Origin of the sequence: Asanoa hainanensis, assembly GCF_900188485.1 — a bacterium.
GTDB classification, from domain to species: domain Bacteria; phylum Actinomycetota; class Actinomycetes; order Mycobacteriales; family Micromonosporaceae; genus Asanoa; species Asanoa hainanensis.
Genome location: NZ_FZPH01000012.1, coordinates 32,925 through 55,856 on the forward strand (window position 1 = coordinate 32,925; position 22,932 = coordinate 55,856).

Here is a 22,932-nt window from a genome sequence, read left to right on the forward strand (position 1 = left end):
AAGGATCCACACGATGACTTCCACACTCGCCGGCAAGGTCGGCGGACCGGTTCTCGAGCGCGGTGACGAGGGCTTCGCCGCGGCCGTGGCGGGCTTCAACCTCGCCTTCGACCCGCGGCCGGAACTGGTCGCGACGGCCACGTCGGTCGCGGACGTGGTGGCGGCGGTGCGGTACGCCCGCGAGGCAGGCATGCGGATCTCGGTGCAGGGCACCGGGCACGGCGCCGAGCTGGAGATCGAGTCGGGGCTGCTGCTCAACACGTCCCGCTTCGACCACCTGCACGTGGACCCGGAGACCAGGACCGCGGCGATCGGCGCCAGCGTGCGCTGGAAGGCGGTGGTCGACGCGGCGGCCGCGTACGGGCTGGCCCCGATCACCGGTTCCTCCCCGCTCGTCGGCGCGGTCGGCTACCTGCTCGGCGGCGGCATGGGTCCGCTGGCCCGCAGCCACGGCTTCAGCTCCGACTACGTGGTGGGTTTCACGGTCGTCACCGGCGAGGGCGAGGTCGTCGAAGCCGACGAGCACACCAACCCGGACCTGTTCTGGGCGCTGCGCGGCGGCAAGTTCGGGCTCGGCGTCGTGACCGAGGTGCGGGTCAGGCTGGTCGAGCTGACGTCTGTCTATGGTGGATCGTTCTTCGTGGACACTCCCGACATCGACCGCATGCTGCGGGCCTGGGTCGACTGGACCGACGGCGCCGACGACCGGGTGACCACCAGCGTGCAGGCCGTCGCGTTCCCGCCGCTGCCGAACGTGCCCGAGCCGATGCGGGGCCGGAAGCTGCTGGGCGTGCGGTTCGCGTTCCCCGGCGACCCGGCCGAGGGGGAGCGGCTGGTGGCGCCGCTGCGGGCCGCCGCGCCGGTCTACCTCGACATGCTCGGGGAGCTGCCGACCACCGAAATGGGCCGGATCCATAACGACCCCACCGACCCGATCCCGGCGTACGTGCACGGCACGATGATCGATCGGGCCGACCAGGGCCTGGCGACCGCGTTCCTGGACCTCGCCGGCCCGGACGCGGTGGACTCGCCGTTCTTCGCGGCCGAGTGGCGGCACCTCGGGGGCGCCACCAGCCGGGACGTGCCCGGCGGCTCGGCCGTCGGTGGCCGCGGGTCGGACTACGTGGTCGCGCTGGTGTCGGCGCAGCCGGAGCTCTTCGCCACCGCCGTGCCGGCCGCGGCCGCCCGCTGGGACACCGTCGCCGCTCCGTGGATCTCCGCGGTGAACAACCCCAACGTCCTGGCCCAGCCGATCACGCCGGAACGGGTCGCCGCGTGCTGGCCCGACGACATCCGCGAGCGGCTCGCCCAGGTCCGCCGCCGCTACGACCCGGACGGCGTCACCCTCGGCTGGTGGGTGCCGTAATCCGCCGCGGCCGCGCGCGGGCCGTGCGATGGTGGAGGGGACGGGTCCGCGCGCATCGCCCGTCGACGTGATGCCGCCGGCCCGCCCCGATCCTCGAATCGAGAGGCGGTCGACGATGAGAGCCGTCGTCTTCCACGGTGTGGGCGACCTGCGCCTGGACAACGTGGCCGAACCCAAGCTCGATACGCCGACCGACGCGGTCGTACGGGTCACCACCGCCGCCATCTGCGGCACCGACCTGCACTTCGTCCGTGGCACGGTGCCCGGCATGCGGCCGGGGACGATCCTCGGGCACGAAGGTGTCGGTGTGGTCGAAGAGGTCGGCCGGGGCGTCCGCAACCACGTGGCCGGCGAGCGGGTGCTGCTCTCCGCCGTGCTCGGCTGCGGCAGTTGCGTTTACTGTCGCGCCGGATACTTCGCCCAGTGCGACGAGATCAACCCCGCCGGCCGGCGGTCCGGGACGGCGTCCTACGGCTCGCCCGCCTCGACCGGCTCGTTCGACGGGACCCAGGCCGAGTACGTCCGGGTGCCGTGCGCGCACACCAACATGTTCACGCTGCCGGACGCGGTCTCCGACGACCAGGCGATCGCGCTGTCCGACATCTACCCGACGGGTTACTTCGGCGCCGTGATCGCCAACGTCTCGGACGGCGACGTGGTGGCCGTCTTCGGCTGCGGGCCGGTGGGCCAGTTCGCGATCCTGTCGGCGTTCCAGCGGGGTGCCGGCCGGGTGATCGCCGTCGACCACCACCCGGACCGCCTGGAACGCGCGCGTGCCCTCGGCGCCGAGATCGTCGACTTCGACCGGGAGGACCCCGTCGAGGCGCTGCTGGAGCTGACGCTCGGCGCGGGTCCGGACCGGGCGATCGACGCGGTCGGCGTCGACGCGGAGAGCGCGAGGTCCGGTCCGGCCGCGGCCGACGCCCGGGCGCACGCCGAGGAGCACCGCGCCGAGCTGCGGGCCATCGCGCCGGTGACCAACGCGCACGACGGCCAGTGGGAGCCGGGTGACGCGCCCGCCCAGGCGGGGGAGTGGGCGGTGGAGAGCCTGGCCAAGGCCGGCACGCTCGGCATCGTCGGGGTGTATCCGCGTACCGACCGGTTCTTCCCGCTCGGCACGGCGATGAACCGGAACCTGAAGGTCAACATGGGCAACGGGAACCATCCGCGGTACATCCCGCGGCTGCTGTCCATGGTGGAGCAGGGCGCGGTCGACACCCGGCGGATGCTCACCCAGCACGAGCCGTTGACCGACGTGCTGACCGGCTACCGCGAGTTCGACCGGCGCAGCCCGGGCTGGCTCAAGGTGGCGGTCACCGCCTCCTGACCCTGGACGCACCGCGCCGCCCGCAGCGCCGGACGTGGCTGCGGGCGGCGGGTGGACGGGACTAGCCCGCCGTCTTCGGCTTCGCCGTCTTGGCCTTGGCCGCCTTGGTGGTCTTGGAGGTCTTCTTCGCCGGCTTGGCGTCCTTCGTCTCGGCGCCCGCGTCGCCCGGCATCCAGCTCGTGGTCGCCGGCCCGTTGCCCGGGTCGTCGGTGGTCGGCTTCGCCACGGTGATGCCCGCGGCTCCCGGACCCCACGGCCCGGCGTCGACCTTCGCCGGCTCCTGCGCGGCGGCCGGCTCTTGAGCGGGCGGCTCCTGAGCGCCGGGGCCCTGGCCGCCGGGCCGTTGTCCGCCGGGCTCCTGGCCGCCGGGGCCCTGGCCGCCAGGTCGCTGGCCCCCGGGCTCCTGAGCGGTGGGCTCGTGTGTCCAGGGCTCGTGTCCGCCCATGGGCCCGGTCGGGTCCTGCACTACCGGCCCCGGGTCGATCGGCGCCGGCGGCACCGGGTCGACCGCGACAGGCGGCCGTTGCGGTGCCGGGGCGTCCGGCACGCGCTGCGGTGCCGGCGCGTCGGGCACGTCCTGATAGGACTGCTGCGGCTCGTGCCACTGCGGCGCGGGCTCCGCGTGGTGCTGCTGCTCCGGAGCGGTGTACTCCTCCTGGTGGTACTCGGGCTCCTCCGACCACTGCTCGTCCAGCAGCCCATGATCGGCCAGCGCCTGCTCATAGCCGTCGGCGTAGCCCTCGTCGTAGCCCTCGCTGTACGGGTCGGCGGCCGGCGCCTCGTCGGCGGGCGCGCACGAGTCTGCCGTCTCGGCCGGCGGGACTTCCTCGATCCAGGTGCTCTCGCCGTTGTGCACCGAGCCGTCGTGGCTCCACGCGTCGTCCTGCGGCAGGCCGGACCAGTCCTCGGCGGTGCCGCTCCAACCGTTCGGCGGCGCGACCTCACCGGTCACCGTGGACGGATCGGCCGGCTGCGCCAGCGCGTACGGGTCGAACGGCGCGGTGCTCGGGGTGACGCCCGGCAGGACTCCGGACGGGGCGGCCGACGGCTCGGCCAGGACGGCACCCGGCTCAGGCGCCATCCCGGTCGCGTCCCCGTCGGGCAGGGCGGGAGCCCCGCTCGGCATCGGGCCAGGGAGGCCCGCCGGGTCGGTCGCCTCGGGGGTCACCTCGGCCAGCGGTTCCGGGGTGAGGGTCGGCGTGGGAACGACCGGCTCGGCGGCGCCGCCACCGATGCCGCCCGGCAGCACGCTCGGGTCCGTCGTCGCTTCGGGCTCCACCACCAGACCCGGCAGGGCACCGGGGGCGGCGGTCGCGGTCGGCGCGACAAGGGGATCCACCGGGGCGTTGGGGTCGGCCAGCGCAGTGGGGTCGGCCGGCGTCGTGGGGTCGACGAGCAGGTTCGGGTCCGGGGTGGCGGCGGTGCCCGGTACGACCGCGGCGGGCTCCGACGGCGGAGCGGTCGGCGGCACCGCGGCCGGGCCCGGTGCCGACGGCTCGACGCTCGGTGCCGGTCCGGCGACGGCCGGGGGCTCGACCACGCCGGACACCGCCGGGGCCGGCGTGAGCTCGGGTGCGGGCAGGCCCGTCGGTGCGGCGAGTCCGGCGGTATCGGCCGGCGCTGGCGTCGCGGTCGGCGGTGCGACCGCGGCCGGTGCCGACGGGTCCGGGCTCGGGGCGACCCCGTGCGGCGCGGCGGTCAGCGGCGGCAACGGCACGTCGGTCGGCGCCGGGTCGAGGTAGACCTCGCCGTCATACGGCTCTGCCCAGTCGTCCGCCGGCGCGTCGGTGGTCGCGCACCGGTCGGTGCCCGGGGGGCCCGTCACTTCCGACTGCACCCGGGCGAACGCGGGTACCTGCGCCAGCAGGCCCATCGCGCTCATCACTGCCACGGCACCGAGCCGCGCTCGTTTCTTCATCCTGATCCCCCGTCACTCCGGTCACGAGCCGGACATGCGGCACGCTCACGCCCGTACGGCCGATCGTGCCCGACCTAAGCCACAAAAGGTGAGGATCCGGAGAATCTGTCTCACATCTCCCGCGCGTCCCACTCGTACCGTCTCTTTGCCGGGTGCTCAACCCCCGGTCGCCCGGGCATCGGCGTTTGGGCATTCGTCGACCGCTACCCTGCCGCTCATGAGCCTGCTATCCGTCGCACACCGGGCCGGCAACACCCTGCCTGACCTGCGCGCCGCCCTCGCGGCGGGTGTCGACCTCGTCGAGGCCGACGTGCACCTCTACCGCGGCGTGCTGGAGGTCCGGCACCGCAAGGCGATCGGGCGGCACCTCTACTGGGAGAAGTGGCTCGAGGTGCACCGGCGGCGCGACCTGGTCGTGCCGACGCTGCCCGAGGTGCTGGCCACCGCGGCCGGTGACCCGCGGTTGATGCTCGACCTCAAGGGCCCGTCACTCGCGGTCGCACCGCTGGTCGCCGAGGCGTTGCGGGGGCACGCGCCGGGCGTACCGGTGGCGGTGTGCACCAAGCAGTGGGCGATGCTCGACGCGTTCGCCGGTCAGCCGCACGTGCGGCGGATCCTGTCCGCGAGCGACCCGCTGCAGCTGGCCCGCCTGCGCGCCCGGCTGCGCCGCGGCCGGGTGGACGGCGTGTCGATCCGGCTGCGGCTGCTGACCGAGCCGGTCGTCGAGGAACTGCGCCGGGCCACCGACACCGTGCTGGCCTGGCCGGTGGACTCGCCGGACGCGCTGGCGCGGGCCCGGCGGATCGGCGTGACCGGCGTGATCAGCAAGGACCTGCCCATGCTGGCCACCATCCGCCCGCCGCGGCGGCCCGACGTCGAGCTGGCCGCCTGAGCCCGTGAGCGGCGACCGGCTCAGCACCCAGGCGCCGGAGACCAGCAGGACGGCCGCGCCGGCCAGGGCGGCCCGCGGCCCGGCACCGTGCGGCAGCGCGGCGTGGAAGGCCAGCACGCCGAGCAGGTAGCTGGCCACCGGGTTGGTGACTGACCCCGCGGTCACGGCGGCGGCCAGCGAGCCGGACGCGAACGCCTGCTGGCCGAGCACCAACGCGCCGACGATCGCGCCGACCAGCGCGTACAAAGGCCAATAACGGATCGTCGCCACGACGCCGTGCTCGGCGACGCTCTCCGAGGTCACCTTGAGCAGGACGGCGGCCAGCGCCGAGCAGAGGGCGCCGCCGATGGCGAGCAGCGTCGCGTAGCCGGCCCTCCAGCGAGCGGCCACGGTGACGAGCAGGCCGGCCAACGCCGCCGTCAGGACCACCGCGAGCAGCACCCGGTCGGGATCCGAGTGCCCACCCGCCGGCACCGCGCCACGGACCGACAGGAACAGCGTGAGCGCGCCGACGATGGCGGCCGCGGCCAGCCAGTCACCGGCGCGCGGCCGGCGCCGGGTGCGCCGCGCGCCGAGCGGCAGCGCGAACAGCAGTTGGGCGGCCAGCAACGGTTGCACGAGCGCGACCGAGCCGAGGTGCAACGCGGCGCCCTGCACGCCCGCGCCGAGCGCGCCGGCGACCTGGCCGCACAGCCACATCGGCGAGCGGAGCAGCCGGTGGGCCACGCCGAGCAGCGGCAGCGGCCCGCGCCGCGCCGGTCTCGCGTGCGCCACCCGCTGGGCCGCGTGTTGCTGCAGCGCCGCCGCGACCGAGAGGAGGACGGCGGCCGACAGGCCGAGCAGCACGACGAGAAGCATCCGCACCTCCCGCCGCGAACGATCTCACAGCCCGGGCGACAGCCGGCCGCGCTGCGCCGATCGGTCATCCGAAGTTCATCCACGCCCGCGTGACGCCGTCGGGCCGACCAACGCTTGATCAACAGAGCGTCCGGGGTACGCCCGGCGCCCGCACCGGCAGCGCTCGCCGGCTGCGGCGCGGAGGCCGCGAGCGGCGGTTCGTGGGTGTCGGCCCCGCCGTCGGACGCACCACCCGAGCCGACCGCGCCGACGCGACTGGCGAAGATCAGCTCCGCGTGCAAGATCCTGCCGGCCAGCGCGGTGGTGCAGGTCCTCGGCTCGTCCTCCGGCACGAAGTTGAAGGCGCGCGAACTTCCGGTCGACAAGTCGGACGGCGAGGTCGCCTACACATGCGCGTACGGGAAGGACGGGCAGGAGCCGTTCGCGTTGACCGTCTCGACCCGCCCGGACAAGGCCGCCGCGGCGCGCACGACGATCGACAACATCGCCGCGGCCAGTGGCGCCGAGACAACTCCCGTCGACGGCGTCGGCGAGGCGGGCGTCGGCTACGTCTCGGACTCCATCCGGATCGTGGTGGTCACGCTCCCGTACGAGGACGACCTGCGCCTGGTCCTGTTCGCCGCCCCGGAGATCGTGCCGCAGGACAAGCTGGTCGAGGTGGTCGAACAGGTCGTGGAAAAGGTCTGAGCTCAGCCCACCGCGTCGGCGTAGTCGCCGTGCAGGCCGGTCGCCTCGTCACCCTGCGGGTCGTAGACGACGAGGCCGTGCTTCTCGGCGAGCTGGAGCACGAGGTCCACGGCGTCGTCGCCGACGGGGGAGTGGACGATCGACATCGCCACGTGGTCGACGCCGACCACCAGTGGGGTGGTCACCCAGGGCGAGTCACCGTCGTACGCCGGATCGTCGCTGAAACCCTCCCGCAGATCCTCGTAGAAGGCCGCGACCCGGGGGTCGGGGTCGCCTTCGACGCGCGGCCGGCCGACGGACCGATCCGCCATCGCCCGCACGTCGTCCAGGTTCGCCGCGGTCCCAGCTGCCAGCACTACCAGATCGAAGCTCACAGCCACATGATCCCTTAGTCCCCGGACGAGCGGACCAGTGGGATCGGTGCGGTCTGCCGACCGGGGTCGGCTGAACGGACGACGGGACCGCGGCGCGATCGGGACGCCAGGTGTCAAAAGAACCGGCGACGGCGCTTGCGTCCGCTGCCGAGCAGGTCGGCGACCTGCCGCATGCTCCTGGTCAGGCCACTGGACCCACGGCGGGCCTCGACGACCTGGGTGACCTTGCGAATCCCGGCGGCGGCCAGCGGCAACGCGACCGCCAGGACGGCCCAGCGCCGGACTGCGGTGGCGAGCATGTGTGATTCCTCTCCTCGACGAACGACCCCTCCTGAATACCCCGGGTACGGGCGATCACGCGCGGATTCGGCTTGACGGTGGACCCGGCTCGCGAGTTAGCCTCTCCTAACTTGTCGTAGGTGGGGTGGGATGGCAGAGGCGGAGCCGACCCGCCGGCTGATTGGTGAGATGTTTCGGCGCCAGCGCCGCGGTGTCGCGCTGACGGCCGGCTTCTGGTCGTTGCATCAGGTGTGTGAGGCGCTCGTACCCGTGGCCATCGGTCTGGTCATCGACCAGGCGGTCGGCACCGGCTCGACGTGGGCGATGGTCTGGTCGGTCCTCGGTGTCTTCGCGTTGTTCACCGCGCTCACCATGGGCTGGCGCACCGGGCTCTGGTTCCTCTCGAAGGCCGAGCTCGAAGAGGCGCACCTCCTGCGCCTGCAGGTGGTCCGGCGGGTGGTCACCGGGCGCGGGATCAGCACCGACCGGCAGACCGGCGAGCTGTTGTCGATCGCGACCTCCGACACCCAGAACGCCGCCGAGCTGCTGGAGATCGGCAGCCGGGTGGTGTCCGCGTCGCTCGGGCTCGTGGTCTCGACCGTCGTGCTGTTGCGGATCGACCGGTCGCTCGGCATCGGGTTGGTCGTCGGCATCCCGATCCTGGTGCTCGCCCTCAACGCGCTCGGGCCGGTGGTCGAACGGCACACCTCCGCGCAGCAGGAGTCGCTCGGCCAGGCCGCCGGCACCGCCTCGGACCTGCTCACCGGGCTGCGCCCGCTGCGCGGGTTCGGCGGCGTCGACGAGGCCGCGCGCCGCTACCGCACCGCGAGCCGCACCTCGTTGCGGGCCAACGTCGGTGCGATCAAGGCGGGCTCCGCGTTCGTCAGCGTCTCCACCTTCACCACCGGCCTGCTGATCGCCGTGGTCTCGGCGCTGTCCGGCTGGTTCGCGCTGCGCGGCCGGATCACCATCGGCGAGCTCATCACCATCGTCGGGCTGGCCGCGTTCCTCACCGACCCGGTGCTCAACCTCGCGCACTGCGTCTTCCAGCTGGCCACTTCCAGGGCCAGCGCCGCCCGGGTCGCCGAGGTCCTCGCGGCACCCGAGCGGGCCGCGTCCGGCGACGCACAAGCCCAAGCCGGCGCGGTGGTGCTGGACCAGGTGCACACCCCGGGCCTCGACGGCCTCACCCTGACAGTCGAGCCGGGCGAGCTGGTCGGGGTCGTCACCACCGAGATAGCCGCCGCGGACGCCGTCACCGACCTGCTCGCCGGCGCGCGGGTGCCCGAGCAGGGGACCGTGACGCTGGCCGGCACCCCGCTGGCCGAGATCGACATCGCCGACCTGCGCCGGGCCATGTTGGTCGAGCCGCACGCGGTCGACCTGTTCGGCGAGACCCTGCGCGAGGCGCTGCGCACCGACGACGGCCAGGTCGACGACGCCGCCATGACCGGGGCGATGACGGCGGCGGCCATGACCGACCTGGGCCAGGAGCTCGACCATGCGTTGCTCGACCACGGTGCCAACCTCTCGGGCGGCCAGCGGCAGCGGGTCGCGGTCGCCCGGGCGCTGCTCGCGGACCGGCCGGTGACCGTGTTCCGCGACCCGACCACCGCGGTCGACGCGGTCACCGAGCACGCGATCGCCGACGGCCTGCGGCGGCAGCGGGTCGGACGGTCCACTGTGCTCGTCACCACCAGCGCGCCGCTGCTCGACCGCTGCGACCGCGTCGTCTTCGTCGACGGCGGCCGGGTCGCCGCCACGGGAGGCCATCGAACCCTGCTCGACCTGCCCGCGTACGCGGACGTGGTGCTCCGATGACCGCCGCCATCCTGCCCGTCGCGACCGGGCGCGCCACGGCCGCCGCGTTCTGGCGCAAGCTGCGCCGCTATCCGCTGCTCGGGCTGGCCTCCGTGCTGGTGTCGGCGGCGGCCAGCGGATCCGCGGTCATGGTGCCGATCTTGCTCGGCCGGCTTGTCGACCTCGTCGCCGACCGGGGCAGCACCGGTGACCTGCTGGGCATCGCCGCCTGGACGCTGGCCGCCGGCCTGTCCGCCGCCGTGCTCACCGGCACCGCCCGCTGGCTCGTCGCCGAGTGGGGCGTACGCGCCTGCGCCGACCTCCGCGAGGAGGTGCTCGACCACGCGCTGCGGATGGACGCGGCCCGGCTGGAGGCCGCCGGCTCGGGCGACGTCGCCTCCCGGGTCACCGACGACGTGGAGCAGGTCACCGACGCGACCCAGCTCGCCGCGGACGTGTTCGGCGCCATGGTCACGGTCGCCATCACGTTCGCCGGGTTCGCCACCCTGGACTGGCGGATCGCGCTGGCGTTCCTGGTCGTCTTCCCCGTGTACGCGGTCAGCCTGCGCCGCTTCCTGCCCCAGGCCGAGGCCCGCTACGCCGCCGAACGCCGGGCGGTCGCGGTGCGCACCCAGAGCCTGCTGTCCACATTCCACGGTGCCCGCACGGTGCACGCGTACGGGATGGAGGACCGCCAGGGCGCCCGCGTCGAGCAGGCCTCCCGGGGTGCGGTCGTCGCGCGGCTGAAGGCCGTACGCGGGTTCCTCTGGTTCGCCAACGTGATGAACTACGCCGAGGCGATCGGCCTGACCGCGGTGCTGCTCGCCGGGTTCCTGCTGGTGCGCGCCGACGCCAGCACGGTCGGCGAGGTGACCGCCGCGGCCCTGCTGTTCCACCGGCTGTTCGGGCCGCTCGGCATGCTGCTGGTCACCTTCAACGACGTCCAGTCTGCGGGCGCCGCGCTGGCCCGGCTGGTCGGCGTCGCCGACCTCGAACCGCCCGCCCGGCGCGGCGGCGACCGACCCACGACGCGGCCGGCCACCAGCGTGGTCGCGACGGCGGTCCGGCACCACTACCTCGACGGCCCGACCGTGCTGCACGACGTGTCGGTCGAGATCCCGGCCGGGCAGTCGCTGGCCGTGGTCGGCGAGAGTGGGGCCGGCAAGACCACCCTGGCGGCGATCCTCGGCGGGGTCTTCCCGGCCACCGGCGGCGAGGTGCTGCTCGGCGGCCGGTCCGTCAAGGACCTCGCGCCCGACGAGCTCCGCCGGGTCGTCGGCGTGGTCACCCAGGAGGTGCACGTGTTCGCCGGCACCCTCGCCGACGACCTGCGCCTGGCCGTGCCGGACGCGACCGACCAGGACCTGCACGCCGCGCTGAAGCTGGCCGGCGCCGACGAGTGGGTGGCCGCGCTGCCCGACGGCCTGGCCACCCGCGTCGGCGACGGCGAGCATCCGCTGACCGCCAGCCAGGCGCAGCAGCTCGCGCTGGCCCGGATCGCGCTGGTCGACCCGCCGGTGGTCATCCTCGACGAGGCCAGCGCCGAGGCCGGCAGCGCCGGTGCCCGGCAGCTCGACCAGGCCAGCGCGGCCCTGCTGGCCGACCGCACCGCGATCGTCGTGGCGCACCGGCTCACCCAGGCCCAGACCTGCGACCGGATCGCCGTCATGGCGCACGGCCGCATCGTGGAGCTCGGCACGCCGGCGGACCTGATCGCGGCCGGTGGCGCGTACGCCACCCTCTGGGCGGCGTGGAGCCGCTGAGCCTCATGTCGACCTGGGACGTCATCTGGCGCGTCGTGGTGCCGATCGTGTTGGTGGCCGCGATGGCCGGCACCGTGTGGTTCGTCTTCACCGAGCCACCGGACCAGTTCTCCCGGCCGCGCGGCTGGCAATGGGCCTGGGTGGCGATCTGGCTCGTCACCGCAGGCGATGCGGCGTTCGGTGACAGCCGCTGGTGGTTCGAGCGCACCTGGAAGGCGTGTGTCGCCGTCCTGGTGGCGGTGGCCGTCGTGGTGGCGGTCTGGCGCCACCTCCGCTGGCGAGCTACGCGGGCACGATCATCGGTGTCCCCGCCACCGGATCCGGCACGACCAGACAGCTGAGGCCGAAGACCTTCTCGACCAGGTCGGCCGTGACCACCTCGGTCGGCGGGCCTTCGGCCACGATCCGGCCGTCGGACATGGCGATCAGGTGGTCGACGAAGCGGCAGGCCAGGTTGAGGTCGTGCAGCACCACCACGATGGTCTTGCCCGACTCGGCGTTGAGCTGGCGCAGCAGGCGCAGCAGCTCGACCTGGTGGTTGATGTCCAGGAACGTGGTCGGCTCGTCGAGCAGCAGCAGGTCCGTCTCCTGGGCCAGCGCCATCGCGACCCAGACCCGCTGCCGCTGCCCGCCGGACAGCGACCTGATCGGCCGGTCGAGCAGGTCGGCCGTGCCGGTGGCGGCCAGCGCCCGGCTGACCGCGTCGTGGTCGTTGTCGTTCCACCGCCGGAACCAGCCCTGGTGCGGATAGCGGCCGCGGGACACCAGGTCGGCGACCGTGATGCCGTCGGGCGCGACCGGCGACTGCGGCAACAGGCCCAACACCTTGGCGACATCCTGGGTACGCAGCTCGGCCAGCGCCTTCCCGTCCAGGTAGACGGCGCCGCCGCGCGGGGTGAGCAGCCGGGCCAGCCCACGGAGCAAGGTGGACTTGCCGCAGGCGTTGGCGCCGACGATCGCGGTGACGCGGCCGTCGGGGATGGTCACGTCGAGGCCGCTCACCACGTCGCGGTCGTCGTACCCGAGGGTCAGCTCTTTGGTGTGCAGTCGGCTCAACCGCCCGCTCCTTGCCGGTTCGTGGTGGCCAGCAGCCACAGCAGATAGGGTGCGCCGACGGCGCCGGTCACGACGCCGGTCGGCAGGGCGACGGGCAGCACGTGCACGGCGATCAGGTCGGCCGCCAGCAGGGTGGCCGCGCCGACCAGCGCGGCGGCGACGATGCCGCCGGTGGCCGGGCCGAGCAGCCGGTTGGCGATCGGCCCCGCGACCAGGGCGACGAAGACGATCGGGCCGGCCACCGATACCGCCAGGGCGACCAGCACCAGCGCGGTGCCGAGCAGGGCGGCCCGGCTGAGCTCGGCCCGGGTGCCCAGGGTGCGGGCGGCGTCGTCGCCGAGGTCCAGCGCCCGCAGCGGGCGTTGCAGCAGCACGGCGACCGGCAGCAGCACCAGCAGGCCCACGAAGAGCAGGCGTAGCTCGGTGTCGCTGGCCTGCCCGACCGATCCGGTCAGCCAGTGCATCGCCTGCCGGGCCTCGAAAAGCTGGGCGTGGGAGAGCACGAAGCCGATCAGGCCGTCGAAGAAGGCCGCGATGCCGACGCCGATCAGGATGAACCGGTAGCCGGTGACGCCGTCCTTCCAGGCCAGCACGTACATCAGCGAGGCCGCGAGGACGGCGCCGCCGAGCGCCAGGCCGCTGACGACGAGGCCGCCGGTGCCCAGCAGCACGATGGCCACGACCGCGGCGAGCCCGGCGCCGGAGGTGACGCCGACGAAGTCCGGTGAGGCGAGCGGGTTGCGCAGCACCTGCTGGAAGATGGTGCCCGAGGCGCCCAGCGCGAGCCCGACTCCGAGCCCGGACATGGCGGTCGGCAGCCGGAGCTCGCGGACCACGAAGTCGACGCCGGCGTTGTCGGACAGGTGCAGCACCGAGGCGATCACGTCGAACGGACCGATCCGGAAGCTGCCGATCATCATGGTGACGACGAAGAGGGCGAACACCAGCACGGCGAGGGCGGTGAGCACGGTGGTCGCCCGCACGGTCCGGCGCCTTCGGTTGCGCCGGAGGGCGGCGGCCACGTCGACGGTCGGCCTTATGTCCACTTTGGACGCGGTTGTGGTCACTCAGACCTCCGACAGCCGGGCGTAGCGCACGATCGCGACGAACGCCGGTGCGCAGACGACGCCGAGGACCACGCCGACCTGCACCTCGTCCGGTTGGGCGACGATCCGGCCGAGCACGTCGGCCAGCAGCAGCATGATCGGGGCGAGCAGCATCGAGTACGGCAGGATCCAGCGGTAGTCCGGACCGCAGATGAACCGGGCGACGTGCGGCACGACGAGCCCGACGAAGACGATCGGCCCGCAGGCGGCGGTGGCGGCGCCGGCGAGCACCGCGACGACGGCGAACGCCGCGACCCGGGTGCGCCCGACATTCTGGCCGAGGCCCCGGGCCAGGTCCTCCCCGAGCGCCAGCCCGTTGAGCGCCCGGCCGAAGCCGAGCGCGGCGACCAGGCCGACGAGCAGGAACGGTGCGACACCGGTCAGGATCGGCGCGTACCGGCCGGCCAGTGACCCGACCTGCCAGAACCGCAGCTCGTTGAGAGCATCCACATTGGTCATGATGATGCCGCTGGTGACCGAGGCCAGCCCGGCGGTGACGGCGGCGCCGGCCAGGGCCAGCTTGACCGGGGTGGCGCCCTCGCGGCCCAGCGAGGCGATCGCGTAGACCAGGAACAGCGCGGCGATCGCGCCGGCGAAGGCGAACCAGACGTAGGCGCCGACGCCGCGCACGCCGAGCACGGTGATCGCGAAGACCACGAAGGCGGCGGCGCCGGAGTTGATGCCCATGATGCCGGTGTCCGCGAGCGGGTTGCGGGTCACGCCCTGCAGGATCGCCCCGGCCACGCCGAGCGCGGCGCCGACCAGGATGCCCAGCAGGGTGCGGGGCACCCGCAGCTCCAGGGTGATGGTGCTGGCGATCGAGCCGTCGTCGCCCAGGTTGCCCAGCGAGCGCAGCACGTCGGCCAGGCCGATGTCGCGCGAGCCCTGCGTGACGCTCAGGAACGCGACGGCGGCGAGCACCGCGCACAGCGCGACGAGCCCCGGCCCGAGGGCGGAGGCTCGTCGCGCGACGCGCGTGGTCGCCGGTCGGCTAACCACCGACATTCGGATCCGCGGCCTTGACTGCCTCGGTCAGCTTGTCGAGCTCGGTGGCGAAGTCGCCGTACGTGTGCAGCCAGAACGCCGGCCAGGCAACGGTCGAGCCGGCCTTGGCCGCCTTGATCTTGAACCAGGTCGGCTGCTTCTTGCCCCATTCCGCGTTGGCGGTCGCGGTGTACGAGCGGCCGTCCCACAGGATCAGGTCCGGCTGGTACTTGTCGGCGTTCTCCCAGCTCAGGTTCTCCCAGTACGGGAAGCCCGGGTCGGGGCTGGCCGGGTTGAGCACGTCCAGGCCGAAGCTCTGTAGGTCGAGCAGCTCGGGCGCGTACTCCGGGTTCGCGACGTAGAGCTTGTCGTCGGCCGGCGACATGGCCGCGACGCTCAGGCCGGGCTTGGCCTTCACCGCGTCCTTGAACTTGGTGACCGACTCCTCGAAGCGCTTCTTGTTGGCCGCGATCTCCGGCTTGTCGACGTCGGCGCCGAGGCTCTTGGCCAGGGCCTCGTAGCCCTCGGCCAGCTCCACGATGGACTTGCCCTGTGACACGCCGGTGACGGGGGCGAGCTCGGCGAGCTTCTTGCTCTTCTCCTCGACGCCCTCCTCCATGCCGCTGTGCGCCTTCTCGGCCGGCCACCAGTCGCCGACGATCAGGTCGGGCGCGAGCGAAGCGGCCTTCTCCACATCGATCTTGCCCCACTCCTCGCCGAGGATGGTGATGCCGGAGAGGTCCAGGTTCTTCAGGTTGGGATCGGTCTTGACCGACTCGTCCGAGTAGATGCCGACCGGCTTGATGCCGAACGACATCAGCGCCGCGGCCTCACCGGCGTGGGCGATGATCCGGGTCGGAGCCTTGTCCGCCTTGACTTCCTGGCCGTTGCCACCCGTGAAAGACCACGGGCCCGTGGCGGCGGCGGGTGCGGTGCCGCCACTGTCCGTGTTGTTGCCGCAACCCGCGAGGGCGGCGCTGAGCACCGCCACCGCGAGGATCGGACGCCACGCGCGCATGAGGGGGTCTTCCGTTCTCTGGATCCGACCAGACTCCAGCGGCCTGACGGTTAGGTTAGGCTAACCATTGCGGCACTGGTTGGCTAGTCGGCGAGATCGAATCGATGCCCTCTGATCAGCGCTTTTCTATGGACGGACGTTCTCGTTGCGGGCGAACAGGTTCGCCGGGTCATACCGCCGCTTGACCGCCGCGAGCCGCTGGTAGGTCTCGGCCGGATAGATGCCGGCGACGTCCGCGTCGGTGGCGGTCGACAGGAAGTTTCCGTAGAGGCCCGAGACGTGTGGCGCGAGCCTGGCCCAGATCGCCTCCAACGCCGGCCGGGCGGCGTCGACCACCGGCGCCGGGCCGCCGGTCGTCGTCACGAACATGAGCTCCGCCCGGCGGTGCGCGTACGCGGTCGCGTCGGTCGGAACCCGGCTGATCGCACCACCGACGTGGCGCACGGCGATGAACGGGGAGCGCTCCGCCGCGCCCACCTCGGTGAGGATCCGCAGGACCTCGGGCACCGAGTCCGGGTCGACGAAAGCGCCCCGGGTCACCAGCTTCATGCCCGGCGGCGGGACCATGCCGTCCACCAAGACGTCCGCGTACGCCTTTCGCGTGACCTCTTCGGCGACCACCGTGCCGAGCGCTCGGATCGGGTCGAGTGCGGCCGCCGCCTCCCGCTCGTCATCGCCGTCGAAGACGAAGTGAACCTCGACGGGCGCGTTGGGGCCGCCGGCCATCGGGTTGGCGAGGTTCACCACGGAGGTGAGCTCCTCGGGCGCGGCGCGCATGTAGTCGGCCCATCCTTTGAGGACGGACGCCGCCTCGTTGGCCGGGAAGGTGATTCGGCCGTGGAAGACGTCGGTGGTCGGGTGGGCCACGAAGTCGAACGCGGTCACGATCCCGAAGTTGCCGCCACCGCCTCGGATCGCCCAGAACAGGTCGGGGTGCTCCGCCGTGGACGCGTAGACGAGCTCGCCGTCGGCGGTGACCACCTCGGCCCCGACGACGCTGTCCAGGGCCAGCCCGTACTTCCGGACCTTCCAGCCGATGCCGCCCGTCAGCGTCAGCCCGCCGACACCGACGCTCCGGGTGTCGCCGGCCGAGATCGCCAGCCGGTGCGGCGCCAGCGCGCCCGTGACCTGGCCCCACGTCGCACCGCCCCCGATCCGCACGACGTGGCGCTCACTGTCGACGACCTCGACATCGGCGAGGCCGCTCAGGTCGATCACGACACCGCCGTCGTTGGTGCCGAAACCCGGAAAGGCATGCCCGCCACCGCGTACGGACAGATCCTTGCCCTTCGCGTACCTGACCGCGGCTTGCACGTCGCTGACGGTCTTCGGTCGCAGCACCCGCGCGGGACTGCCCTCCGCCAACACGGTGCGGCTCGCGGACTCGTACTCCTTGGTGCCGGGCTCGATGACGTCGCCACCGAAGTTCTCGATCATGATTCTGGTCCTCCCACAGCCGGTTACACCCCTTCCGACGATGTGGGCCGGCGACTTGTCAGGTGGCGGCCTACCCTTCCGGCGTGATCGAGATGGACGACGGGGTGCTGCTGCGCACGTGGACCACGGGGCAGGGCGCTACTCCCGTGGTCATGCTGCACGGTGGTCCCGGAGTCCCCGACTATCTCGCGCCGGTGGCGGACCTGGTCGACGACCTGTGCGTGGTCCACCGCTACGACCAGCGCGGCACCGGCGGGTCCGGTCGGGTTGGTGAGCGCTTACTCTCCCGCCACCTCCGCGACCTGGCGGCGCTGCTTGACGCGTGGGGACACGACCGGGTGGTGCTGGTCGGGCATTCGTACGGCACGAACCTGGCCGGGTATTTCCTGCTCGCGCACCCGGAGCGCGTGGCCGGCCTGGTGCTGCTCGCCGGACCGTTTCTGGAGCCGTGGCGGGACGCGCACCGAGCGGCCCAACGCGCGCGCCGCACCGCCGATCAGCAGGCCCGGCTCGAGGAGCTCGACGCGACCGCCGCGCGCACGGAGGCGCAGGAGATCGAATACCTCGCGCTGTCGTGGTGCACGGACCACGCCGACCGCGCGCGGGCCTGGGAGTGGGCACTCGCCGCGGCCCGCGCCCTGCGGCCGATCAACTACGCGATGAACGCCCACCTCAACGCGGCGATGCGCGCCGAGCCTCTCGAAGCGCGCGTGCCGGAGCTGAAGGAGCTCCTGCCGAGCGGCGCGATGATCATCGGGGGAGCCGGCGACAGCCGCCCCGCGGGCGCCCTGCGCCGGCTCGGAGCCCGCCTCGACTGCGACGTCGACATCATCGCGGACGCCGGGCACTTTCCGTGGCTGGAGGAGCCCGACCGGTTCGCCGCCTCGTTCCGGGCCGCGGTGGCGCGTCAGCTCAGGTAGTGGTCGCGTACCTGCGCGGCGTGCCCTTCGGAGAGGGTGTCGCCGACCAGCGGGGTGAAGTGCGGCGCGCTGGTGATGGTCTGCTTGGCGTGCGGCACGCGGACGGAGTCGGGCTCGATGTCGGCGTCCTTCAGGTCGACCAGGTGCATCGAACGCAGCAGCCGCCCACTGACCACGGCGGCCACGCCCCACGGCATGTCGAGCTCGGCCGGATAGCGGTAGACGGCCCGAATCTTCCCCGTCGGACGGTTGTCGCGGTCTCTGAGGTCACGGCCGATCATGGGTTCCACAGAAACGGGCATCGAGGCCTCCCAACGCAGGGATGGAGTCCCCTCAGCCTCGCGGCTCGGGCGGCGGCTTCGCATCGGTGCTGACACCCATCCGGGCGGGAGGGACCAGGGTCCGGGCCGGCAGTCGCAGCCGCACCTCGGTGCCGCCGCCCGGGCTTGCGCCCACCGCCACCTCGGCGCCCGCGAGCAAGGCTCGCTCGCGCATGCCACGGATCCCCGCTCCCTCGGGTGCGCCGCGCAGGCCGCGGCCGTCGTCGCGGACCAGTAGTTCCACCCCGCCGTCGGTGCGGCGCAGGGTGAGGTCCACCTGCTCCGCTCGCGCGTGCCGGGCGACGTTGGTCAGGCCCTCCTGCGCCACGCGGTAGAGGACGAGCTCCGCCTCCTCGTCCAGGTCCGGCAGGTCCGGGCCGATCCGGGCGCGGACGTTCAGGCCGCGGGTCGAGTACTCGGTCGCCAGCGCTCGCAGGGCGCTGGTCAGGCCCAGCTCGTGCAGGACTCCCGGGCGCAGGCGGCGGGCGATGCGGCGGATCTCGTCGAGGCTGTTGCGGGTCGTCTCCTGGACCTCGACGAGGTCCGCGCGCAGCTCGGGTGGTGCCTGGTCACCTACCCGCTTGAGCTCCAGCAGCACCGCGGTCAGGCTCTGGCCCACCTCGTCGTGCAGTTCCTGTGCGATCCGCCGCCGCTCCGCCTCCTGGGCCGACAGCGCCCGGCCCGCCGTGGTGGCGCGCTCGGCCTCCAGGCGTTCGAGCATCGTGTTGAACGTACGGATCAGGGTGGCGATGCCCGAATTGCCCGACACGGCCAGCCGCCGGCCCGGGCGCAGCAGGTCGACCGTCGCCATCGTGCGGGTCAGCCGGGACAGCGGGGCCAGGCCGAGCCGCAGCAGGGCGGCGTTCGTCACCAGCATGGCCGCGAGCGCGGTGAAGACGCCCGCGATCTCGCCGGACCGCGCCGGTGTGGAGACCGTGGCCGGGGTGAACAGCAGCAACGCGGTCGCGAGCGACAGCACGGCCGCGTTCAGCAGGAAGATCCGCCAGAACAGGGACACCCGACGAGCTTGCGGGTACGGGCGCCACCCAGTCCAACTCCGCGCCGGGAAATGGGTGCTGCCACCCATAGCCGCACAGCTGTTGATCATCTTTCCTGGTTACGGCAACTCGTGCACCCAGCTGGAGAATGGAACCGGTGAGCGTCGAAACGATCTTGATTTTCGTCCTTGCCGCGGTCGCGGTGGTCGTGCTGGTCCGGTGGGTCGCCGAGCGCACCGGCCTGCCGGCGGCCGCGCTGCTGCCGCTCATCGGCATCGCGTACTCCGTGCTGCCAGGGCCGAACATCAGCCTCGACCCGCAGATCATCCTGACCTTCGTGATCCCCCCGCTGCTCTACGGCGCGGCGCTGGACTCGTCGCTGATGGCGATCCGCCGCAACCTGCGGATCGTGGTCAGCCTCTCGGTGCTGCTGGTGCTGGCCACGGCCCTGGTGATCGGCGTCGGGTTCGCCTGGCTCGTCGCCGGCGCGACCCTGGCGGCCGGCATCGCGGTCGGCGCCGCGATCGCCCCGCCCGACCCGGTGGCCGCGCTCGGCGTCGGACGCAAGGTCGGGCTGCCGCCCCGGGTGCTCACGATCATCCAGGGCGAGGGCCTGCTCAACGACGCGACCGCGCTGACGATCCTGTCCGTCGCGGTGGCGGCGGCCGTCGGCGACGGGTTCTCCTGGGGCTCGGCGGTCGGTCAGTTCGTGTTCGCCGCGGCCGGGGGCGTCCTGGTCGGCGTCGCCGTCGCGTACCTGGTCCGGCTGCTCCGCAAGCTGCGGGACGACCCGCTGACCGCCAACGCGATCTCGCTGGCCACGCCGTTCGGCGCGTACCCGCTCGCCGAGGAGATCCACGTCTCGGGCGTACTCGCGGTGGTCGTCGCTGGTTTGATCATCGGTCACCACGCGCCGCGCTCCTCGGGTGCGAGCCGGCTGCAGACCACCGCGGTCTGGCGGCTGGTCGAGTTCCTGCTGGAGGGCTTCGTCTTCCTGTTGATCGGCCAGCAGCTGCCCCGGGTCGTCCGCGGCCTCGAGCAGTACGCGCTGTCGACGATCCTGATCGCGGTCGCGATCAGCGTCGGCGTGGTGCTGCTGCTGCGGCCGCTGTGGCTGTTGCTCACCCAGTCGCTGCCCCGCTCGCTGCACACCCGACTGATCAGCGACGAGGGCGACGAGCCGGACCGCGAGCCGCGCCGTGGCCTGGCCGGTCGCGAGGTGGTCGCGCTGAGCTGGGCCGGCACCCGCGGCGTGATCAGCCTGGCCGCCATCTTCGCGCTGCCGCTGACCACCGACTCCGGTGCGCCGTTCCCGGACCGGGACCTGCTGCTGTTCTGCACCTTCATCGTGGTGCTGGTGACGCTGGTCGGCCAGGGTCTGACCTTCGCGCCGCTGGTGCGGATGCTCGGCCTGCGGGCGAACCAGGCCGACCAGGCCCGGCTGCGCAACGAGGCCCGTTCCGCGTCGGTCGCGGCGGCCCTGGAACGGCTCGACGAGCTGGCCGAGGAGGGCGACGAGGACGAGGCACGCGCGATCGACGCCACCCGGGCCCAACTGCGCGCCCGGCTGACCCGCTACCAGGGCCGGCTCGACCTGCTCCGGGACGCGGACTCGGCCGAGGTGCCGGTGTCGGCCCGCTACGAGGCGGCGCTGCGGGTCCGCCGCGCGGCGATCGACGCGCAGCGCGAGGAGGTGGTCCGTTGGCGGGACGCCGGCCAGCTCCCCGACGAGGGCCTGCGCGTCCTGCAACGAGAGCTCGACCACGAAGAGGGCCTGCTGCCGGATCGCCGTTAGGGCTCGATGAGACCGACCCGGATGGCGTAGCGGGTCAGCTCCAGGCGGTCCCGCAGGCCGAGCTTCTGCAGCAGGTTGGCCCGGTGCCGCTCGACGGTCTTGACGCTGATGTAGAGCAGGTCGGCGATCTGCCGTGACGAGTGCCCCTCGGCGACCAGCTTGAGCACCTCCTCCTCGCGGCCGGTGATCGCCCGGGCCGGCACGCCCTCGCCGTCCCTGACCCGGTCGAGGTAATGCCGGACCAGCGCGTTGACTGCGCCCGGGTAGAGGAACGGCTCGCCCCGCATCGCGGCCCGGCAGGCGGCCACCAGGTCGCGGTCGGCGACCGACTTCAGCACGTACCCCGACGCGCCCACCTTGAGGGCCTCGAAGAAGTACTGCTCGTTGTCGTACATCGTCAGGATCAGGATCCGCAGGTCCGGCGTCGAGCGCGACAGCTCCCGGGCCGCCTGCAACCCGGTCAGCCGCGGCATCGCGATGTCGAGGACGGCGAGGTCGGGCCGGTGTTCCTGGGCCAAGCCGATCGCCTCGGCACCGTCGGCGGCCTCGGCCACCACGGTCAGGTCGGGCTCGGCGTCGAGGATCAGCCGCACGCCGCGGCGTACCAGTGCGTGGTCGTCGGCCAGCAGGATCCTGGTCTCGGCCATTGTCGGCGACCTCCAGCCGCGCGTGTCGTTTCCGTACAAGACGGGTGGTCGGGATGTTCCTAGCATGGTCCGGGTACGCCGCCCGACTCAATGGGGGAGACCCACATGCGTGATCTTGTCTACACCGGGTTCATGTCGCTCGACGGTGTCGTCGACTCGCCGGGCGGTGGGCCCGGGGAGGAGCACCGCAGCGGTGGCTGGGTTTTCAAGGACCTCGAGTTCGTACCCGAGGCCTGGTCGATCAAGGGTGAGGAGCTCGCGGACACGACGGCGCTGATGTTCGGCCGGCGCAGCTACGAGGCGTTCGCCCAGACCTGGCCGCAGTCGGACGACCACGCTTCCTACAAGGAGCTGCCCAAGTACGTCGTCTCGAGCACGCTGTCCGACGACGCGCTCGTCGACGGCTGGGGTCCGACGACGATCCTGCGCTCGACCGAGGACGTCGCGGCGCTCAAGCGGACCGAGGGTGGGGCGATCTTCATCCACGGCAGCGCGGACCTGGCGCGGCGGCTGTCGGACGCGGGTCTGGTCGACCGCTACCACCTGTTGGTGTTCCCGGTGCTGCTGGGCGCCGGCACGAGCGTGTTCAGCAGGACCGACAAGGACAAGCAGATGCTGAAGCTGCGCGACACGCACGCCTACTCGAACGGCATCCTCAAGCTGATCTACGACGTCGGCTGATCCAGCGCCAGGGCGATCGCGCCGCCGGTGCCCGCGTGCAGCTGTCCGGGCGCGCGGCCGACGAAGCGCCGCAACGCCCGGCTCAGGTGCGGCTCGTCGAAGTAGTCGAGCTTCGTGACGACGTCGGCCACCGTGGCGCCGGCGGCCAGCAGGAACGAGGCTTCCCGGGCACGCTCGATCTGCCGCACCGCGCCCTGGGTGAGCCCGGTCGCGGTGCGGAACCGACGTTCGACCGTGCGCGTCGAGACGTCCGGGTCGTGGCCATGGCGGACGTCGGTGACGAGCGGGTCGCGCACCACGGCACCGGCGCGGACGAGGCGGGCGACCAGGGCCTCGGCGTCGTCGGGGCCAGGAGTCTCCCACCGCGTGCCGTCGAGCCAGAAGGCCCGGTGGGTCGCGTCGGGAAGCTGAGCGCCACCGTCGACGAGGTGTGGGGTGGGCACGATCCGCAACGACGTGCCCACCGCGAACTCGATGCCGACAAAGCTGGCGCCCTCGGGCACCGGCGCCGTGCCGGTCCTGGTCTCGGGGCCGGTGACCGTCGCGTACGCCCGGCCCTCCTGCTCCCAGAACACCAGACCCCAGCACGCGGTGGCGACCGACGTCATCTCCGTGACCCGGCCGCTCGTGCAGGTCCACACGGAGTCGATCCACGACGAGTCGGACCCGCGCGTCTCGAACCGCAGTGCCACCCGAGCAGGATAGA

22 protein-coding genes are annotated in these 22,932 nt (G+C 72.9%); 9 read left to right on the forward strand and 13 right to left on the reverse strand.

What is annotated here, in order from left to right:
* The first annotated feature begins 13 nt into the window (after positions 1 to 13).
* The gene (locus tag CHC05_RS26135) at positions 14 to 1,366 is read left to right on the forward strand and encodes an FAD-binding oxidoreductase (protein WP_089253224.1); all 1,353 of its coding nucleotides are present in this window, start codon (positions 14 to 16) and stop codon (positions 1,364 to 1,366) included.
* A 115-nt stretch (positions 1,367 to 1,481) separates the two neighbouring features.
* Positions 1,482 to 2,693 carry an alcohol dehydrogenase catalytic domain-containing protein gene (locus CHC05_RS26140; protein ID WP_089253225.1) on the forward strand — a complete coding sequence of 404 codons (1,212 nt, stop codon included), beginning with the start codon at positions 1,482 to 1,484 and terminating at the stop codon, positions 2,691 to 2,693.
* Positions 2,694 to 2,754: 61 nt separating this feature from the next.
* On the opposite strand, the gene CHC05_RS26145 is transcribed toward CHC05_RS26140, so the two are convergent.
* Positions 2,755 to 4,611: a hypothetical protein gene (locus CHC05_RS26145; RefSeq protein ID WP_144022776.1), complete on the reverse strand. Its 1,857-nt coding sequence runs from the start codon at positions 4,609 to 4,611 to the stop codon at positions 2,755 to 2,757.
* A gap of 487 nt (positions 4,612 to 5,098) precedes the next feature.
* The gene (locus CHC05_RS41655; RefSeq protein ID WP_179266380.1) at positions 5,099 to 6,361 is read right to left on the reverse strand and encodes a DMT family transporter; all 1,263 of its coding nucleotides are present in this window, start codon (positions 6,359 to 6,361) and stop codon (positions 5,099 to 5,101) included.
* Positions 6,362 to 6,475: 114 nt separating this feature from the next.
* Here CHC05_RS41655 and CHC05_RS26160 point away from each other — a divergent pair, with 114 nt between their 5' ends.
* Entirely contained in the window at positions 6,476 to 7,048 is a 573-nt protein-coding gene (locus CHC05_RS26160; protein WP_144022777.1) for a hypothetical protein, read from the forward strand.
* A gap of 2 nt (positions 7,049 to 7,050) precedes the next feature.
* Here the strand turns inward: CHC05_RS26160 and CHC05_RS26165 are convergent, their stop codons facing one another.
* Positions 7,051 to 7,422: a hypothetical protein gene (locus CHC05_RS26165; protein WP_245871228.1), complete on the reverse strand. Its 372-nt coding sequence runs from the start codon at positions 7,420 to 7,422 to the stop codon at positions 7,051 to 7,053.
* A gap of 113 nt (positions 7,423 to 7,535) precedes the next feature.
* Positions 7,536 to 7,721, reverse strand: coding sequence for a hypothetical protein (locus CHC05_RS26170; RefSeq protein ID WP_089253229.1), 186 nt, complete (start codon positions 7,719 to 7,721; stop codon positions 7,536 to 7,538).
* Between the two features lie 130 nt (positions 7,722 to 7,851).
* On the opposite strand from CHC05_RS26170, the gene CHC05_RS26175 reads away from it, so the two are divergent.
* The 3 genes from CHC05_RS26175 to CHC05_RS26185 are packed head-to-tail and all read left to right on the forward strand — an operon-like array spanning position 7,852 to position 11,605.
* The gene (locus CHC05_RS26175; RefSeq protein ID WP_089253230.1) at positions 7,852 to 9,522 is read left to right on the forward strand and encodes an ABC transporter ATP-binding protein; all 1,671 of its coding nucleotides are present in this window, start codon (positions 7,852 to 7,854) and stop codon (positions 9,520 to 9,522) included.
* Positions 9,519 to 11,264, forward strand: coding sequence for an ABC transporter ATP-binding protein (locus CHC05_RS26180; protein WP_089253231.1), 1,746 nt, complete (start codon positions 9,519 to 9,521; stop codon positions 11,262 to 11,264). The genes CHC05_RS26175 and CHC05_RS26180 overlap by 4 nt, the downstream gene beginning before the upstream one ends.
* On the forward strand, positions 11,252 to 11,605 hold the full coding sequence (locus CHC05_RS26185) for a hypothetical protein (protein ID WP_089253232.1): 354 nt from the start codon (positions 11,252 to 11,254) through the stop codon (positions 11,603 to 11,605). The genes CHC05_RS26180 and CHC05_RS26185 overlap by 13 nt, the downstream gene beginning before the upstream one ends.
* Here the strand turns inward: CHC05_RS26185 and CHC05_RS26190 are convergent.
* From CHC05_RS26190 to CHC05_RS26210, 5 genes are all read right to left on the reverse strand, one after another.
* A complete protein-coding gene (locus CHC05_RS26190; protein ID WP_089253233.1) occupies positions 11,547 to 12,320 on the reverse strand; it encodes an ABC transporter ATP-binding protein in 774 nt (257 codons plus the stop codon). The genes CHC05_RS26185 and CHC05_RS26190 overlap by 59 nt on opposite strands.
* Entirely contained in the window at positions 12,317 to 13,387 is a 1,071-nt protein-coding gene (locus CHC05_RS26195) for a FecCD family ABC transporter permease (protein WP_245871229.1), read from the reverse strand. The genes CHC05_RS26190 and CHC05_RS26195 overlap by 4 nt, the downstream gene beginning before the upstream one ends.
* Positions 13,388 to 14,431, reverse strand: a complete 1,044-nt coding sequence (locus CHC05_RS26200) for a FecCD family ABC transporter permease (protein ID WP_089253234.1) — start codon at positions 14,429 to 14,431, stop codon at positions 13,388 to 13,390. It lies immediately after the preceding gene.
* Positions 14,418 to 15,428: an ABC transporter substrate-binding protein gene (locus CHC05_RS26205; protein WP_089253235.1), complete on the reverse strand. Its 1,011-nt coding sequence runs from the start codon at positions 15,426 to 15,428 to the stop codon at positions 14,418 to 14,420. The genes CHC05_RS26200 and CHC05_RS26205 overlap by 14 nt, the downstream gene beginning before the upstream one ends.
* A 126-nt stretch (positions 15,429 to 15,554) precedes the next feature.
* Positions 15,555 to 16,865, reverse strand: a complete 1,311-nt coding sequence (locus CHC05_RS26210) for an FAD-binding oxidoreductase (protein ID WP_089253236.1) — start codon at positions 16,863 to 16,865, stop codon at positions 15,555 to 15,557.
* 92 nt (positions 16,866 to 16,957) lie between these two features.
* Between CHC05_RS26210 and CHC05_RS26215 the strand changes: the two genes are divergently transcribed.
* Entirely contained in the window at positions 16,958 to 17,785 is an 828-nt protein-coding gene (locus CHC05_RS26215; protein WP_089253423.1) for an alpha/beta fold hydrolase, read from the forward strand.
* On the opposite strand, the gene CHC05_RS26220 is transcribed toward CHC05_RS26215, so the two are convergent.
* A complete protein-coding gene (locus CHC05_RS26220; RefSeq protein WP_089253237.1) occupies positions 17,773 to 18,066 on the reverse strand; it encodes a hypothetical protein in 294 nt (97 codons plus the stop codon). The two genes, CHC05_RS26215 and CHC05_RS26220, sit on opposite strands and share 13 nt — an antisense overlap.
* 52 nt (positions 18,067 to 18,118) lie before the next feature.
* The gene (locus CHC05_RS26225) at positions 18,119 to 19,123 is read right to left on the reverse strand and encodes a sensor histidine kinase (protein ID WP_089253238.1); all 1,005 of its coding nucleotides are present in this window, start codon (positions 19,121 to 19,123) and stop codon (positions 18,119 to 18,121) included.
* A gap of 128 nt (positions 19,124 to 19,251) precedes the next feature.
* On the opposite strand from CHC05_RS26225, the gene CHC05_RS26230 reads away from it, so the two are divergent.
* The gene (locus tag CHC05_RS26230; protein ID WP_089253239.1) at positions 19,252 to 20,898 is read left to right on the forward strand and encodes a Na+/H+ antiporter; all 1,647 of its coding nucleotides are present in this window, start codon (positions 19,252 to 19,254) and stop codon (positions 20,896 to 20,898) included.
* Here CHC05_RS26230 and CHC05_RS26235 read toward each other — a convergent pair.
* A complete protein-coding gene (locus tag CHC05_RS26235) occupies positions 20,895 to 21,545 on the reverse strand; it encodes a response regulator (protein ID WP_089253240.1) in 651 nt (216 codons plus the stop codon). The two genes, CHC05_RS26230 and CHC05_RS26235, sit on opposite strands and share 4 nt — an antisense overlap.
* A 105-nt stretch (positions 21,546 to 21,650) precedes the next feature.
* On the opposite strand from CHC05_RS26235, the gene CHC05_RS26240 reads away from it, so the two are divergent.
* Entirely contained in the window at positions 21,651 to 22,226 is a 576-nt protein-coding gene (locus CHC05_RS26240) for a dihydrofolate reductase family protein (protein ID WP_089253424.1), read from the forward strand.
* Here CHC05_RS26240 and CHC05_RS26245 read toward each other — a convergent pair.
* A complete protein-coding gene (locus tag CHC05_RS26245) occupies positions 22,211 to 22,918 on the reverse strand; it encodes a helix-turn-helix domain-containing protein (protein ID WP_089253241.1) in 708 nt (235 codons plus the stop codon). The two genes, CHC05_RS26240 and CHC05_RS26245, sit on opposite strands and share 16 nt — an antisense overlap.
* Positions 22,919 to 22,932: the final 14 nt, after the last annotated feature.

Coding starts and splice junctions, on each gene's coding strand:
- CHC05_RS26205 (WP_089253235.1), bottom strand. CDS start 15,428: ATGCGCGCGTGGCGTCCGATCCTCGCGGTGGCGGTGCTCAGCGCCGCC.
- CHC05_RS26180 (WP_089253231.1), top strand. CDS start 9,519: ATGACCGCCGCCATCCTGCCCGTCGCGACCGGGCGCGCCACGGCCGCC.
- CHC05_RS26215 (WP_089253423.1), top strand. CDS start 16,958: ATGGACGACGGGGTGCTGCTGCGCACGTGGACCACGGGGCAGGGCGCT.
- CHC05_RS26140 (WP_089253225.1), top strand. CDS start 1,482: ATGAGAGCCGTCGTCTTCCACGGTGTGGGCGACCTGCGCCTGGACAAC.
- CHC05_RS26135 (WP_089253224.1), top strand. CDS start 14: ATGACTTCCACACTCGCCGGCAAGGTCGGCGGACCGGTTCTCGAGCGC.
- CHC05_RS26145 (WP_144022776.1), bottom strand. CDS start 4,611: ATGAAGAAACGAGCGCGGCTCGGTGCCGTGGCAGTGATGAGCGCGATG.
- CHC05_RS26235 (WP_089253240.1), bottom strand. CDS start 21,545: ATGGCCGAGACCAGGATCCTGCTGGCCGACGACCACGCACTGGTACGC.
- CHC05_RS26240 (WP_089253424.1), top strand. CDS start 21,651: ATGCGTGATCTTGTCTACACCGGGTTCATGTCGCTCGACGGTGTCGTC.
- CHC05_RS26175 (WP_089253230.1), top strand. CDS start 7,852: ATGGCAGAGGCGGAGCCGACCCGCCGGCTGATTGGTGAGATGTTTCGG.
- CHC05_RS26200 (WP_089253234.1), bottom strand. CDS start 14,431: ATGTCGGTGGTTAGCCGACCGGCGACCACGCGCGTCGCGCGACGAGCC.
- CHC05_RS26230 (WP_089253239.1), top strand. CDS start 19,252: ATGGAACCGGTGAGCGTCGAAACGATCTTGATTTTCGTCCTTGCCGCG.
- CHC05_RS26210 (WP_089253236.1), bottom strand. CDS start 16,865: ATGATCGAGAACTTCGGTGGCGACGTCATCGAGCCCGGCACCAAGGAG.
- CHC05_RS26220 (WP_089253237.1), bottom strand. CDS start 18,066: ATGATCGGCCGTGACCTCAGAGACCGCGACAACCGTCCGACGGGGAAG.
- CHC05_RS26170 (WP_089253229.1), bottom strand. CDS start 7,721: ATGCTCGCCACCGCAGTCCGGCGCTGGGCCGTCCTGGCGGTCGCGTTG.
- CHC05_RS41655 (WP_179266380.1), bottom strand. CDS start 6,361: ATGCTTCTCGTCGTGCTGCTCGGCCTGTCGGCCGCCGTCCTCCTCTCG.